General features: G+C 58.6%; 14 protein-coding genes. 8 read left to right on the top strand and 6 right to left on the bottom strand.

The window, feature by feature from the left end:
• The first annotated feature begins 1 nt into the window (after position 1).
• The 5 genes from recF to ACTG36_RS00815 all read left to right on the top strand — a co-directional run bounded on the left by recF (position 2) and on the right by ACTG36_RS00815 (position 5,761).
• Positions 2–1,108 carry a DNA replication/repair protein RecF gene (gene recF / locus ACTG36_RS00835; RefSeq protein WP_375279447.1) on the top strand — a complete coding sequence of 369 codons (1,107 nt, stop codon included), beginning with the start codon at positions 2–4 and terminating at the stop codon, positions 1,106–1,108.
• Positions 1,105–1,728, top strand: a complete 624-nt coding sequence (locus ACTG36_RS00830; RefSeq protein ID WP_375279446.1) for a LysE family translocator — start codon at positions 1,105–1,107, stop codon at positions 1,726–1,728. The genes recF and ACTG36_RS00830 overlap by 4 nt, the downstream gene beginning before the upstream one ends.
• An 81-nt stretch (positions 1,729–1,809) precedes the next feature.
• The gene (gene gyrB, locus ACTG36_RS00825; protein ID WP_375279445.1) at positions 1,810–4,227 is read left to right on the top strand and encodes a DNA topoisomerase (ATP-hydrolyzing) subunit B; all 2,418 of its coding nucleotides are present in this window, start codon (positions 1,810–1,812) and stop codon (positions 4,225–4,227) included.
• Between the two features lie 162 nt (positions 4,228–4,389).
• On the top strand, positions 4,390–4,659 hold the full coding sequence (locus ACTG36_RS00820; RefSeq protein ID WP_375279444.1) for a hypothetical protein: 270 nt from the start codon (positions 4,390–4,392) through the stop codon (positions 4,657–4,659).
• 10 nt (positions 4,660–4,669) lie between these two features.
• Positions 4,670–5,761 carry an alkene reductase gene (locus tag ACTG36_RS00815; protein WP_375279443.1) on the top strand — a complete coding sequence of 364 codons (1,092 nt, stop codon included), beginning with the start codon at positions 4,670–4,672 and terminating at the stop codon, positions 5,759–5,761.
• 37 nt (positions 5,762–5,798) lie between these two features.
• On the opposite strand, the gene ACTG36_RS00810 is transcribed toward ACTG36_RS00815, so the two are convergent.
• Both ACTG36_RS00810 and trhO read right to left on the bottom strand, forming a co-directional pair.
• Complete coding sequence (locus ACTG36_RS00810; protein WP_375279442.1) at positions 5,799–7,040, bottom strand: aminotransferase class V-fold PLP-dependent enzyme; 1,242 nt, start codon at positions 7,038–7,040, stop codon at positions 5,799–5,801.
• Between the two features lie 51 nt (positions 7,041–7,091).
• Positions 7,092–8,000, bottom strand: coding sequence for an oxygen-dependent tRNA uridine(34) hydroxylase TrhO (trhO, locus tag ACTG36_RS00805; RefSeq protein ID WP_375279441.1), 909 nt, complete (start codon positions 7,998–8,000; stop codon positions 7,092–7,094).
• A 77-nt stretch (positions 8,001–8,077) separates the two neighbouring features.
• Here trhO and pncA point away from each other — a divergent pair, with 77 nt between their 5' ends.
• Positions 8,078–8,668, top strand: a complete 591-nt coding sequence (gene pncA / locus ACTG36_RS00800; protein ID WP_375279440.1) for a bifunctional nicotinamidase/pyrazinamidase — start codon at positions 8,078–8,080, stop codon at positions 8,666–8,668.
• 56 nt (positions 8,669–8,724) lie between these two features.
• Positions 8,725–9,024, top strand: a complete 300-nt coding sequence (locus ACTG36_RS00795; protein WP_375279439.1) for a PilZ domain-containing protein — start codon at positions 8,725–8,727, stop codon at positions 9,022–9,024.
• Between the two features lie 4 nt (positions 9,025–9,028).
• On the opposite strand, the gene ACTG36_RS00790 is transcribed toward ACTG36_RS00795, so the two are convergent.
• Positions 9,029–10,084, bottom strand: coding sequence for a proline racemase family protein (locus ACTG36_RS00790; protein ID WP_375279438.1), 1,056 nt, complete (start codon positions 10,082–10,084; stop codon positions 9,029–9,031).
• A gap of 244 nt (positions 10,085–10,328) precedes the next feature.
• On the opposite strand from ACTG36_RS00790, the gene pncB reads away from it, so the two are divergent.
• Complete coding sequence (pncB, locus tag ACTG36_RS00785) at positions 10,329–11,621, top strand: nicotinate phosphoribosyltransferase (RefSeq protein ID WP_375279437.1); 1,293 nt, start codon at positions 10,329–10,331, stop codon at positions 11,619–11,621.
• An 8-nt stretch (positions 11,622–11,629) separates the two neighbouring features.
• Here the strand turns inward: pncB and ACTG36_RS00780 are convergent, their stop codons facing one another.
• From ACTG36_RS00780 to ACTG36_RS00770, 3 genes are all read right to left on the bottom strand, one after another.
• The gene (locus ACTG36_RS00780; protein WP_375279436.1) at positions 11,630–11,812 is read right to left on the bottom strand and encodes a nicotinate phosphoribosyltransferase; all 183 of its coding nucleotides are present in this window, start codon (positions 11,810–11,812) and stop codon (positions 11,630–11,632) included.
• Between the two features lie 55 nt (positions 11,813–11,867).
• The gene (arfB, locus tag ACTG36_RS00775) at positions 11,868–12,287 is read right to left on the bottom strand and encodes an alternative ribosome rescue aminoacyl-tRNA hydrolase ArfB (RefSeq protein WP_375279435.1); all 420 of its coding nucleotides are present in this window, start codon (positions 12,285–12,287) and stop codon (positions 11,868–11,870) included.
• A gap of 327 nt (positions 12,288–12,614) precedes the next feature.
• On the bottom strand, positions 12,615–13,250 hold the full coding sequence (locus ACTG36_RS00770) for a queuosine precursor transporter (RefSeq protein ID WP_375279434.1): 636 nt from the start codon (positions 13,248–13,250) through the stop codon (positions 12,615–12,617).
• Positions 13,251–13,331 lie beyond the last annotated feature (81 nt).

Below are 13,331 nucleotides of genomic sequence, written 5' to 3'. Positions count from 1 at the left end.
AATGACAGCGCTGTTTTTGTCTCGACTTACATTGTCGCATTACCGGTCCCACAAACGGGCAGCCCTTGATCTTGATGGCCGTCCTGTTGCCATCCACGGGCCTAATGGTGCGGGCAAGACCAATATTCTAGAAGCGGTTTCTATTCTGTCCCCCGGTCGGGGACTGCGGCGTGCCTCATCGGAGGACATGACCCGCAGGCCAGAGGCCTTGGGATGGAAAATCACAGCAGATCTGACGTCCCTCAACCAGCACCATGAGGTTGAAACGTGGTCAGAGGGCGGGGCGTCGCGACAGACTAAGATTGACGGCAAATCCGCGCCACAGACAGCCTTGGGCAAAATCGCCCGTGTCTTGTGGTTGATCCCTGCGATGGATCGTCTGTGGATCGAAGGCGCCGAAGGGCGCCGCCGTTTCCTCGACCGTGCCACGTTGAGTTTTGAACCCACCCACGCCGAGGCCGTTTTGGCCTATGACAAGGCTATGCGCGAACGGAACCGTTTGCTGAAAGACATGGTCCGGGACGCCCATTGGTATACCGCACTGGAGCGTCAAATGTCTGAGGCCGGTGCCAAGATACATTCCAACCGCACCCACACTCTGACCCGTCTCGCGGAGGCACAGGACGCTTCTGAGACGGCTTTCCCGACGGCGACCCTTACGCATCTGACTGCCGATGGCTGTGATGACCCCGCGGACAGTGACGCCCTTGCGGGCGCCTTTGCGGCCTCCCGCCCGGTTGACATGCGTGCGGGGCGCACGCTTGTAGGGCCGCACAGGTCTGATTTAGGTGCCGTCTTTGCTGCTAAGGGCGTGCCGGCCAAGGATTGTTCAACCGGAGAACAAAAGGCACTGCTGATCTCGCTCATCCTCGCCAATGCCCGCGCGCTGCGCGATGATTTTGGTGCGGCCCCGATTTTGCTGTTGGATGAGGTTGCGGCCCACCTTGACGCGGGCAGACGGGCCGCGCTCTATGACGAAATCACAGCGCTGCACACACAGGCATTCATGACAGGCACGGGGCCTGAACTTTTCGCGGAGCTAGGTGCTCGTGCCCAAACCGTGGAAGTGACTGATACAGACGGCATTTCACAGACGGTCCAATCATGACGATCACACCCACCGAATTGGCGCTTTATGCGGGTGCCCTTGCCATTTTGTTCCTGACACCAGGCCCGGTGTGGGTCGGTCTGATTGCGCGCGCGCTGTCCGGTGGGTTTGCCGCCGCTTGGCCGTTAACGATGGGGGTGGTCATCGGGGATGTCCTGTGGTCGCTTTTTGCGGTTCTGGGTATGGCCTGGGTCGTCGATCAATATCCGGGCACTTTGCAGGCCTTGAAGTGGGTGGCCTGCGCCACGTTCATTTTGATGGGCTACCTCATCCTGAAATCTGCAGACAAAGACCTGAGCAAAGCTGACAGCCGTCTGACCCGGCCCGGTGTCTGGGCTGGATTTGTGGCAGGGTTGGCGGTGATCCTCGGCAATCCGAAGGCCATCCTGTTCTACATGGGCATGTTGCCCGGCTTCTTCGATCTGGGTGCTTTCACCACGGCGGATATCATCGCTGTGGCGTCCATGTCGGCGCTCGTTCCATTGGTGGGCAACCTTGCTATGGCGGCTATGATTGACCGGGTTCGACGTCTTCTCACCTCCCCCACATCCGTCCGTCGGATGAACATCACGGCAGGTATTTTGATGATCTGTGTGGGCCTTGTTATTCCTCTGACGTAACCCCACAAAATGTGCCCCATCTGCGTGACAATCCTTTGTAAAATCGCTATAAAATAGCGAACAAAACACAAAGGGTCCGACATGGCCGACGAGCAGCAGCAACCAGAAGAATACGGCGCAGATTCCATCAAGGTTCTCAAGGGCCTAGAGGCTGTGCGAAAGCGTCCGGGCATGTATATTGGCGACACGGATGATGGCTCCGGTTTGCACCATATGGTCTACGAAGTCGTCGACAACGGGATTGATGAGGCATTGGCCGGACACGCCGATGCTGTGAACGTCAAAATCCACGCCGACGGGTCCGTTTCTGTCAGCGACAACGGGCGCGGTATTCCGGTGGGCATCCACGAAGAAGAAGGCGTCTCTGCCGCTGAGGTCATCATGACCCAGCTTCATGCGGGCGGTAAATTCGACAGCAATTCCTATAAGGTCTCTGGCGGTCTGCACGGGGTGGGTGTGTCCGTTGTGAACGCGCTGTCAGATTGGCTTGAATTGCGGATTTGGCGTGATGGAAAGGAACACATCGCCCGGTTTGAACGGGGCGATACCGTCAAACATCTTGAGGTCGTGGCCGAATGCGGCGATCGCACAGGCACCGAAGTGCGCTTCATGGCCTCGCTTGAGACATTCTCGAACCGCGATTACTCCTTCGATACGCTTGAAAAGCGTTTGCGCGAACTGGCGTTCCTGAACTCAGGCGCTCGGATTATTGTCGAGGACGAACGCCCCGCCGAACATCTGCGGTCTGAGTTGTATTATGAAGGTGGCGTTAAGGAATTCGTCAAATACCTTGATCGCAGCAAAACCGCGATGATCCCCGAACCAATTTATGTGGTTGGTGAAAAGGACGACATCGGCGTCGAAGTCGCCATGTGGTGGAACGATAGCTACAACGAAATGGTGCTGCCGTTTACCAACAATATCCCACAGCGCGATGGCGGTACCCACATGGCCGGTTTCCGCGCGGCCCTGACCCGCACCATCAACAACTACGCGCAGTCGTCGGGCATCGCGAAAAAGGAAAAGGTCAGCTTTACGGGCGATGACGCGCGTGAGGGTCTCACCTGCGTGCTGTCGGTCAAAGTGCCCGATCCAAAATTCTCCTCCCAGACCAAAGACAAACTGGTGAGTTCCGAGGTCCGCCCTGCTGTGGAATCCCTCATGAACGAAAAGCTGGCCGAGTGGTTTGAGGAAAACCCCGCCATCGCGCGTGAAGTCGTGGGCAAGATCATCGAGGCCGCCCACGCCCGTGAGGCCGCCCGCAAGGCGCGCGAGTTGACCCGCCGCAAAACTGCGATGGATGTGAATTTCCTCGCAGGGAAATTGAAAGACTGCTCAGAAAAAGATCCGTCCAAGACCGAAGTCTTCCTTGTCGAGGGTGACAGCGCCGGTGGATCTGCCCAGACGGGCCGTGACCGGTCCACGCAGGCGATCTTGCCGCTGAAAGGTAAAATCCTGAATGTCGAACGCGCGCGGTTTGACCGGATGTTGGGCAGCCAAGAGATCGGTAACCTTGTTATGGCGCTGGGCACCGGCATTGGCCGCGATGAATTCAACATCGACAAACTGCGCTACCACAAGATCGTCATCATGACCGACGCCGACGTGGATGGCGCACACATCCGCACGTTGCTTCTGACGTTCTTCTTCCGTCAGATGCCGGAACTGATCGAACGCGGGCACCTGTTTATTGCGCAGCCGCCGCTGTACAAAGTCAGCCGTGGCAAGTCCGAGGTGTACCTGAAAGATCAGGCCGCCATGGACAATTACCTGACCGAACAGGGCGTCGAAGGTGCGATGCTGCGGCAGGGCAACGGCGAAGAAATCACCGGCGCCGACCTGCGCCGTGTCGTCGACGAAGCTGGCCGGCTGAAGCGTGTGCTTGATGCCTTCCCGACCCACTACCCTCGTCACATCCTCGAACAGGCGGCCATTGCCGGCGCGTTTGTGGCTGGTGCGGTGGACAGTGATCTGCAAGGCGTGGCGGACCGCGTTGCTGCCCGTCTGGACCTGATCGCGCTGGAATGGGAGCGCGGCTGGCAGGGTCGGATTACGCAAGACAAAGGCATCCGCCTGACCCGCATCCTTCGCGGCGTCGAAGAAGTCCGCACGCTGGACGGTCCGATGTTGCGGTCCGGAGAGGCGCGCAAGTCAGGGTCCTTCACCCAACATCTGCAGGACGTCTATTCCCAGCCTGCCACGCTGATCCGCAAGGACAGGGTGCAGAACATTTACGGCCCGCTTGATCTGCTGAAAGCGATTTTGGAAGAAGGCGAACGTGGCCTGTCCCTGCAGCGCTACAAAGGATTGGGCGAAATGAACCCCGACCAGCTGTGGGAAACGACGTTGGACCCCGATGCGCGGACGTTGTTGCAGGTCAAGGTCGAAGACTTGGCTGAAGCCGATGACCTGTTCACCAAGCTGATGGGCGATGTGGTTGAACCGCGCCGCGAGTTTATCCAGCAGAACGCTTTGTCTGTCGAAAACCTCGACTTCTAGGGGTGACAAAATCCTGAAAGGATTTTGGTGCAAATTCTCTTTGAGAATTTGGCCTCCGGCGGGAGTTTTGTTGGGCCAGATGAATGAAGGACCGGGCGAATTCCCGCAGTTCCCCTGAACCTTTTTGCCTGCCATGGGTTCTTCCCCCAAAGGAGAACTCCCATGGCAGACAAGACAACAGACAGCACCCAGCCTGAAAGCCGCGCCGAGACCCAGGATTTGACCGAAATCACGCCGGGCGAGAATCGTGACATTCGTCTTGAGGAAGTGGATCGCGATGATCCTCCGGTGGCCGATCTGGCCCGCGAACTTCCCAATGACATGAAAGACGCCAACCGCCTAGAGGGTGATTGGTCCGGTGACGGTGATGTAAATCACGCTGATGATGCGCAGGACGCGCTCGAACCCTTTCAAGAACGCAATTCGCAATAGGATGACGCAAATGACCTCTCCCCTTCTTCAACCCCTAGCGATGGGACCGCTGGAACTGCCGAACCGTGTTCTTATGGCCCCTCTCACCCGCAACCGCGCCCATGATGATGGTGTGCCATGGGAAAAGGCCGCAGATTATTATGCGCAGCGCGCAAGTGCCGGCATGATCTGGACGGAAGCCACCCAAATTGATCCTATGGGCAAAGGATACATCCAGACCCCAGGCATCCACACCGACGCACAGGTTGCCGGATGGCGTAAGATCAATGATGCGGTGCACGCGGCTGGCGGCCGTATGTGCATCCAGCTTTGGCATGTGGGCCGGATCAGCCATACTTCTGTTTTGCCTGAGGGCCGCAGTCCGGTGTCGTCTACGGATGTCGCGGCGGAGGCGCAGACTTTCACGGCAGATGGTTTCACGGATACGTCCAAACCCGAAGCTTTGACCGTCGACGGCATTCATGAGGTCATCGGCCAATTTGAACGTGCCGCCCGCATGGCCAAAGCTGCAGGCTTTGACGCGGTCGAGGTCCATGCCGCCAACGGCTATCTTTTGGATCAATTCCTTCAGGATGGTGTGAACACGCGCGATGATGCTTACGGAGGCTCGCTCGAGAACCGCTTGCGCATTGTGCGCGAGACGATTGGTGCTGTTGCGACGCACTGGGAACGTGGCCGCATTGGCGTCCGTTTGTCCCCCCTCGGGCAGGCCCATGACATGTCAGACAGCGACCCAGAAGGCCATTTTGCACAGATCTACAGCGCATTGAGCGACGAACAGATTGCCTTTTTGCATGTGGTGGAAAACTTCCCGGGCAATGAGAGCGACGGCAAATTGACGGAAGCCCTGCGTAAAAATTTCACGTCAGGGCTGTACATCGCCAATGGCGGCTATGATCAGGCCCGCGCCGAAGAGGCGATAGAAAGCGGGCACGCCGATGCTGTCACGTTCGGCAGGCCCTTCATCGCCAATCCAGACCTGCCCGAACGTATCCGGCAGGGTGCCGCATGGGCTGAGGCCGATCAAGACACTTTCTATGGTGGGGACGAAACCGGGTACACCGACTATCCAAAATTGGATACGGCCGCGGCGGCGGCCTAGAGACCAAGGGTCGCCCATACACGATGGGCGGCCCTTTCTACATCACCTCAGCGATGACCGACAAAAACCGCGTGACCTCAGCCATGCTGTTGTAGTGGCACATTGAAACGCGCACGGCTGCCTCTTGCCCCAAGGGCGTCAGAATATTTCCACTGTAGTGGTCGGCCTTACGAACATGGGTTCGCACACCCTCGGCGTTGAGCGCCGCGACAATATCGGCCGACGTGTGGCCGTTGGCATAAAAGCAGACCAACCCTTCACGCGCAGGATTATCGGCGCCGCCGATGATCGTCACGCCATCGTAGTCCGCCAACCCTTTGAGGTTGCCAATCCCACCGATCATGGCGTCGCACAAAGTGCGTTCATGGGCCTTAATGGCGGCACCCGCATCTTCAATCCGGCCACGTCGTGTGTCCGCCGAACCGACTTGTCCACCGAGCCAATCGAAATAGTCGACGACGTCATGAAAGGTCGCATAGGCACCGGTGTCCCGTGTGCCGAACTCCCATGCGGCGTCGGGTCCGCCTGCCAGTTGTTCTGGCCCAAGGGAGGTCAACCGGTCGGACACCCATGCTACGCCATATCCATGGCGTGAGAAAACCTTGTAGGGCGACACTACATAGCCATCCACATCCGCCGCTGTCAGATCGACCAACCCGTGGGACGCATGCTGGATGCCATCGACGATAATGAAACACTCCGGCGCGACAGCACGGATCGCGGCCGAAATTGCCGCCAGATCCATGCCCATCCCCGTCACCGGTGAGGTGTGCAAGATCGTCGCCACCTTGGTGTCCGGCGTGACCGCCGCTGCGTAGGCCTCCGCTGTGACCAGCCCAAGCGTATCGTCGTGGGGCACCAGCCGGTAATCGCGGCTGAATTTGTCCGCCCAGTGACCCATGGCAGACCGCGACGCGGGGTGTTCAACCGTAGACCCCAACAGCACGCCGCCTGATGTGCCTGCCACCGCAGTACGGATTAAACGGAACAACAGTTCCGTCCCGCTTTCGCCGACGAACACCTGACCGCCGGGCGCATTGAACCACTCCATCGCCGCTGCTTTCGCGTCCGCGATTATGTCCATCAGCGCATGGGCCGCCGGATTATCGCGCCCTTGATTGTCGGGGATGGCGGCAAACCGCGCCGATGTTTCTACGGCTGCCTTAAGGGTCAGCGCCCCGCCTGCATTTTCAAAAAACACGCGCGGTCCCTGAAACGGGCACGCGTCCACATGGGCGAATTTCGACCGGATGGTGGTGAGCAGTTCGGGTGTGATCATGGGCGTGTCTCCTTTGGGCAGACCTCACCCTAAATCGCGCGCGATGACCAGTCAGACTTTGGGGCCCACGTGGTTTTCGCCCCGCGCCTTTGACAGCGCGATCTGCTTTTGGCGTTCGCGGAAACGGGCCTTGTCGGCGTCTGACGTTTCATCGGCGCACTGATGGCACGATACGCCTTCTTCGTACTCGGGGCGCGCGCGGTCCTCAGGCAACAGAGGTCTGCGGCAGGCATAACACAGAACATGAGGGCCTTCTTCCAACCCATGCCCCACGCTGACCCGCGCATCAAAGACGAAACATTCTCCGTCCCATGTGCTGTCGTTCTTTGGGACCTCTTCAAGGTACTTCAGGATACCACCCTTCAGGTGATACACATCCTCTACACCCTGACCGATTAGGAAGTTCGTAGATTTTTCGCAGCGGATGCCGCCGGTGCAGAACATCGCGATCCGTTTGTTGTGAAAGCGGTCCTTGTTGGCCTCCCACCATGCGGGAAATTCGCCGAAGCTTTTGGTTTGCGGGTCGATGGCCCCGTCAAAGGTGCCAATCGCCACCTCGTAGTCGTTGCGCGTGTCGATGACAGCCACATCGGGGGCGGCGATTAATGCGTTCCAGTCCTCGGGTGCTACGTAGCGGCCCACGGCGGCTGTGGGGTCTACATCCGGCTGACCCATGGTCACGATCTCGCGCTTTAGGCGGACTTTCATTCGGTTGAAGGGCGGTACGCTCGCCTTGCTTTCCTTCCACTCCAGATCGGCGCAGCCGGGCAGGGCGCGGATGTGGGCCAAGGCCGCATCGATACCCTCACGCGATCCGGCGATGGTGCCATTGATCCCCTCCCGTGCCAGCAAAAGGGTGCCCATGACCCCATTGCCACAACAGACCGCCGCCAACGGACCCTTGAGGGCCGCCGGGTCATCAAACCGCGTAAAGTGATAAAGCGCTGCAACTGTATACATGGCGCCCCCTTTACGCCGTTGCGCCCGACCTCTCAACCCGTAGGATGCACGCAACCTACCCCAGACGGAGCCTTCCCATGCACGCCCTCATTGTCATCGATGTCCAAAACGATTTTTGCCCCGGCGGCGCGCTGGCCGTAGCCGAGGGCGATCAGATCGTGGCGCCCATCAACGCACTGATGGATGATTTTGACGCCGTCATCCTGACGCAAGACTGGCACCCCGCTGGCCATAGTTCCTTCGCGACCAGCCATGATGCCGATCCGATGACGCTGATCCAAATGCCCTATGGACCGCAGGTTCTGTGGCCAGATCACTGTGTGCAGGGCAGCAAAGGTGCGGAATTTCACGAAGACCTGAACACCACCCGCGCAGATCTGATTGTTCGTAAGGGCTACAACCCCGCCATCGACAGCTACTCGGCGTTCTTTGAAAACGACCATCAGACGCCCACGGGCCTTGAAGGATATCTGCGGACCCGTGGCATAACCGATCTGACGTTCGTGGGCCTCGCGACAGATTTTTGCGTCAATTACTCTGCGGTGGACGCGGCCAAACTGGGCTTCACCGCAACTGTTCGCATGGACCTGTGCCGCGCAATCGATTTTGACAACTCCCTTGAAGCAGCCAAAACCGGCATGCAGGAGGTCGGCGTCACCCTCGTCTGATTACCAGATTTTAAGACGTCGTCCCTACACCGGTTGCAAACTGAGAGGAGATTTCGATGATTCCGCGTGAACCCAGATTGCCAACCCATTCCCCTATCATCCTCGCCGCGCGCGGATTCGGGCGGCATTTCGTCCTCGAAAATGTCAGCAAATCGGGGGCCGGTGTCGTGGGTGACAAACCTTTGCGCGTGGGTGAAAAGGTGACGCTCAACTTCAAAAGCAAAAGCGTGGATGCCGTTGTGCGCTGGGCCACGGAATCCAAGGCGGGTGTGGCGTTTAAAGAGCGGTTGGATGATGGTTTGCTAAGGTCTCTGGTCGGGTCGCCGATGGACCAGCCGACCGCGCGAATGAATTAGGGCGTCACCCCCAGATATCGCCAATGGTGAACCCCTGTGGAAACGGATCGCTGGGGTCCAGCATCCATTGCGAAACCCCTGCGATCCAGCCGCGCCCCGAAAGACTGGGAACAATTGCATCATAGTCGCCCACCCGTGTGACCCGTTCGATACGTCCGGTGAACCGCGTCCCAATGGGGGAGGCATTCACATAATCCTGCCCCACAGCCAGCTCCCCCCGCGCATGCAAAACCGCCATCTTGGCACAGGTGCCCGTGCCACAAGGCGACCGATCCAAAGCGCCGGACAATGCCTCAGGCCGCGAAGGATCAAACGGCCCTGACGATACGGAAATCGCGCCCCGCCCATGGGTGCCTTCGTCAATCGGTGGCGCCACGATCTGACCAATCGTTGGGCCCCTAAGATCGTGGTTGTCGGGGTGGCTGACAGGGTACTGCTCAACCGCGGCATGGCGCATAGCCTCGATCGCGCGCACGCAGGCCCCGCCATTTTCGGCCACGGGATCAATGCCAAACGCACGCGCCTCGGCGATGACGAACCACATGCCACCCCAAGCAATGCTGACCTCCACTGTGCCAAATCCGGGGACATCAAGCGGAACATCAAGATGGGCGACAAAAGCAGGCACGTTTTCGAATTCGACCCTTTCGACCTTGCCGTTTCGACAGGTGGCCCGCACCTCGATCACCCCGGCCGGGGCCTCCAGCCGCAAAACGGTTTCAGGTTCTACCATAGGTACGATGCCCGTTTCCAAAAGGACCGTCGTCACGCAAATGGCATTCGATCCGGACATGGGCGCATATTCGGTTTGCTCCATCACGATGAACCCCGCGTCTGCCGTCGGATCACACGGCGGCACAATCGCATTGCAACACAGTGCCGGATTCCCGCGCGGCTCACGCAGCATCAAAAGGCGGATGTCGTCATGATGCGCTTCCAAATAGCGCATTTTTTCAAACACTGAATTGCCTTTCAGCAGTGGCATCCCACCGGTGATGACCCGCCCTCCTTCGCCTTCGGCGTGGGCCTCAACTGCAGTCAGCATCCGCGCCATCTTCATACTGCATCCTCAGCCATTGCCCCGATCCTTTCATCACACCTTCACAAACACTGCCGTGGGCGCGGCCCCCTGGGCAAGATCAAACTGTCGCGTCTCGACTCAGGCCCAAACCGCCTGCGATCCATGCTGTCTTCGCCACCACTTTGCGCGTTTCCGGTCTGATCGTCATGAAAGCCGCCAGCTAACCCTTGCGCCGGACCGGTGGGATTTGCTCTAACAGCGCCAGTCATAAGGGACACACATCATGGTCGACATCGCAACCCGCGTCTGGAATCACCGCTGGAAGATCGATCCGATCGTCCGGTCCCTGATCGATACGGATTTTTACAAACTGCTGATGTGTCAGTCGGTGTTCCGCAACAAGCCCGACACGCAGGTGACGTTCTCGCTGATCAATCGCACGAAATCCATTCGTCTGGCCGATCTTGTTGATGAAGGAGAACTGCGCGAACAGCTGGACCATGTTCGCTCCCTGTCGCTGACCCGTGGCGAAAGCACTTGGATGCGCGGCAACACCTTTTATGGCAAACGTCAGATGTTTTCCCCTGAATTTATGGACTGGTTCGAAAACCTGCGCCTGCCGCCCTACCATCTGGAAAAACGCGACGGACAATATGAACTGACGTTTGAAGGATCATGGCCCGAAGTGATGCTTTGGGAAATCCCTGCCCTTGCAATCTTGATGGAACTGCGGGGCCGCGCCGTCCTTGGCGCCATGGGTCGGTTTGAACTGCAAGTCCTCTACGCCCGCGCGATGACCAAATTGTGGGAAAAGATTGAAAAACTCCAACCGCTCGACGGCTTGCGCGTTGCCGATTTCGGCACCCGCCGCCGCCATTCGTTTTTGTGGCAGGACTGGTGCGTGCAGGCGATGCAAGAAGGTCTGGGCGACGCGTTTCTCGGCACGTCCAATTGCCTCATTGCCAAAAACCGCGATCTTGAGGCGATCGGCACAAACGCTCACGAACTCCCCATGGTCTATAGCGCCCTAGCGGAAACAGACGCAGCGCTGGCCCGCGCCCCCTACGACGTCCTGCAAGACTGGCACGAAGAACACGACGGTAATTTGCGGATTATTCTGCCCGACACTTACGGCACGCAAGGGTTTCTTGACAACGCGCCCGACTGGCTGGCGGGGTGGACAGGCATCCGCGTCGACAGCGGCGATCCTGCCACCGCCGCCGAACGGGCGATCAACTGGTGGAAAAGTCGGGGCGAGGACCCGCGTGAAAAGCTCGTTATTTTCTCTGACGGGCTGGACGCCGACAAAATCGTAGCCCTCCACCAGCAATTCCAAGGCCGGACGCGCGTGTCCTTTGGGTGGGGGACGATGCTGACCAACGATTTCAAAGGTCTGACTGCAGGCGACACGCTGGCGCCGTTCAGTCTGGTGTGCAAAGCAATATCGGCCAACGGAAAGCCCACAGTCAAACTTAGCGACAATCCCAACAAGGCCATGGGTACGGCTGAAGAAGTCGAACGATACAAACGCGTGTTTGGCGTGGGAGAGCAGGAAAAGGTCGAGGTCGTGGTTTAACCCAAACCTCAGTTAACGTCGGCTTCGGCGCCTTCGACGAAATCAACGACTGCGTTTTCTGCGGGGGCCTCTTCGACCGCCCAACCGCCCAATATTAAAAGAGCGACGAGGGCGACGAAACCCAAAGGGATAATCGCATAGAACTTACTTCGCGTCTTCGGTCCGCTATTGGCTGATGTTTGATCGGTCATCTTGGGTCTCCACCTGGGCTACGGTGATAAACGTCGCATCCCGATAGATGTTCCCCTAAATGTCGGGCCCTTTGCGAAGAGCCTTCACCTCCCCCCGCTTCTTCTTCGCCTCGACCCGCTTGCGTTTCTGGTTGGCCGACACGCGTGTTTTCACCCGTCGTTTGGGTGCAACCAAAGCCGCGCCTATCAGGTCTGCCAACCGGTCTCGCGCCAGTTCCCTGTTGCGGGCTTGTGACCGTGTATCTTGCACAAACAGCACCAAGGCCCCGTCCGCAGTCCAGCGCCGCCCGGCCAGCCGCTTTAGTCGCGCCTTCACCGGACCCGTCAAATTGGGTGAACGTGCAGCTTCAAACCGCAATTCTACCGCCGTGGCGACTTTGTTCACATTCTGCCCACCCGGGCCGCTCGCCCGCACGAACTGCTCCGTCAGCTCCCAGTCTTCAATCGTGATCTGTTCGTTGATGCGCAGTCCCATATTCTTCTGATCCAAAAACTCCGGGGTGAGGCCGCAAGGCCGAGGGGCAGAGCCCCTGTTACCACTCCATCCGCCAAAGAAGAAGGCCGCGCTAGCGATGCGCGGCCTTCCGAAAGTTACGGAGGTGGGGTCGGTTAGGACCGGCTGTCATCAGCGCGCCACCTGTGGATTTACATGCCCAAGGGCTGCCCTAGACACGCACCTCCACAGTTGTCCCGACACCTCTCTCCAAATGCTTTCTCGACACTGGATCACCTCCTTTCGTTGTTTCGCCTATGACTAGAAAAACACAACTTCTGGGGATCACCAAAAGAAAAATGACGACATCTATGCGGTTTGTTGCATCCGCCCAACGATCAGGCGGAACGGGATCAGTGCGATCAAAGCGATAGCAATCTTCACACCCCAGTCCGCCACGGCCAAAGTCACCCACAACGGGGCCTCCGGTCCTGTCAGCAAGAAAGGCACGACATCCCACGCCCAGCTGATTTCACCGTCGGCGGCGGCCCCGAAGGACAGGCTGGCCGAAAACGCGATGGTGAAAAACAGTGCTGTGTCGATGGTTGATCCGATCAGTGTGGACGCCAGCGGCGCACGCCACCACGCACCGTCCCGCAACCGTTGGAAAATCGCCACGTCAATCAACTGCGCCACAAGGAACGCTGTCGCAGACCCGATGGCCACACGCAGCGCGACCGCAGGGAATTCAAACCCGTCGCCTTGGATCATGATCTGGCTGCCAATCAGCGAACAGATGATGCCCACCACAAAGCCGATCAACACAACGCGCCGTGCAGGCCCCGCGCCATAGACGCGGTTCATCACATCGGTCACCAGAAATGCGAGTGGATAGGTAAAAGCACCCCATGTGAGCAATCCATCAAGAATCAAAAACTGCACAAGGATGTTGGACGCCACAACGACGGCGGCCATGGCGATCACGCCAGGAAGAAGTCTGTTCATATCAATAATCCGTTTTGACAAGGTAGTCGGACACTTGGCCCCGCACCACGCGAGACGCCGCGACGTATCCGGTCGCGGCGT

Origin of the sequence: Pseudooctadecabacter sp., assembly GCF_965657175.1 — a bacterium.
In the GTDB taxonomy this organism is placed as follows: Bacteria; Pseudomonadota; Alphaproteobacteria; order Rhodobacterales; family Rhodobacteraceae; genus Octadecabacter.
This window is presented reverse-complemented; position numbering and strand designations above follow the sequence as displayed.

Excerpts from the sequence above, each read along its gene's own strand:
- recF (WP_375279447.1), top strand. The coding sequence starts at position 2 with ATGACAGCGCTGTTTTTGTCTCGACTTACATTGTCGCATTACCGGTCC.
- ACTG36_RS00830 (WP_375279446.1), top strand. The coding sequence starts at position 1,105 with ATGACGATCACACCCACCGAATTGGCGCTTTATGCGGGTGCCCTTGCC.
- gyrB (WP_375279445.1), top strand. The coding sequence starts at position 1,810 with ATGGCCGACGAGCAGCAGCAACCAGAAGAATACGGCGCAGATTCCATC.
- ACTG36_RS00820 (WP_375279444.1), top strand. The coding sequence starts at position 4,390 with ATGGCAGACAAGACAACAGACAGCACCCAGCCTGAAAGCCGCGCCGAG.
- ACTG36_RS00815 (WP_375279443.1), top strand. The coding sequence starts at position 4,670 with ATGACCTCTCCCCTTCTTCAACCCCTAGCGATGGGACCGCTGGAACTG.
- ACTG36_RS00810 (WP_375279442.1), bottom strand. The coding sequence starts at position 7,040 with ATGATCACACCCGAACTGCTCACCACCATCCGGTCGAAATTCGCCCAT.
- trhO (WP_375279441.1), bottom strand. The coding sequence starts at position 8,000 with ATGTATACAGTTGCAGCGCTTTATCACTTTACGCGGTTTGATGACCCG.
- pncA (WP_375279440.1), top strand. The coding sequence starts at position 8,078 with ATGCACGCCCTCATTGTCATCGATGTCCAAAACGATTTTTGCCCCGGC.
- ACTG36_RS00795 (WP_375279439.1), top strand. The coding sequence starts at position 8,725 with ATGATTCCGCGTGAACCCAGATTGCCAACCCATTCCCCTATCATCCTC.
- ACTG36_RS00790 (WP_375279438.1), bottom strand. The coding sequence starts at position 10,084 with ATGAAGATGGCGCGGATGCTGACTGCAGTTGAGGCCCACGCCGAAGGC.
- pncB (WP_375279437.1), top strand. The coding sequence starts at position 10,329 with ATGGTCGACATCGCAACCCGCGTCTGGAATCACCGCTGGAAGATCGAT.
- ACTG36_RS00780 (WP_375279436.1), bottom strand. The coding sequence starts at position 11,812 with ATGACCGATCAAACATCAGCCAATAGCGGACCGAAGACGCGAAGTAAG.
- arfB (WP_375279435.1), bottom strand. The coding sequence starts at position 12,287 with ATGGGACTGCGCATCAACGAACAGATCACGATTGAAGACTGGGAGCTG.
- ACTG36_RS00770 (WP_375279434.1), bottom strand. The coding sequence starts at position 13,250 with ATGAACAGACTTCTTCCTGGCGTGATCGCCATGGCCGCCGTCGTTGTG.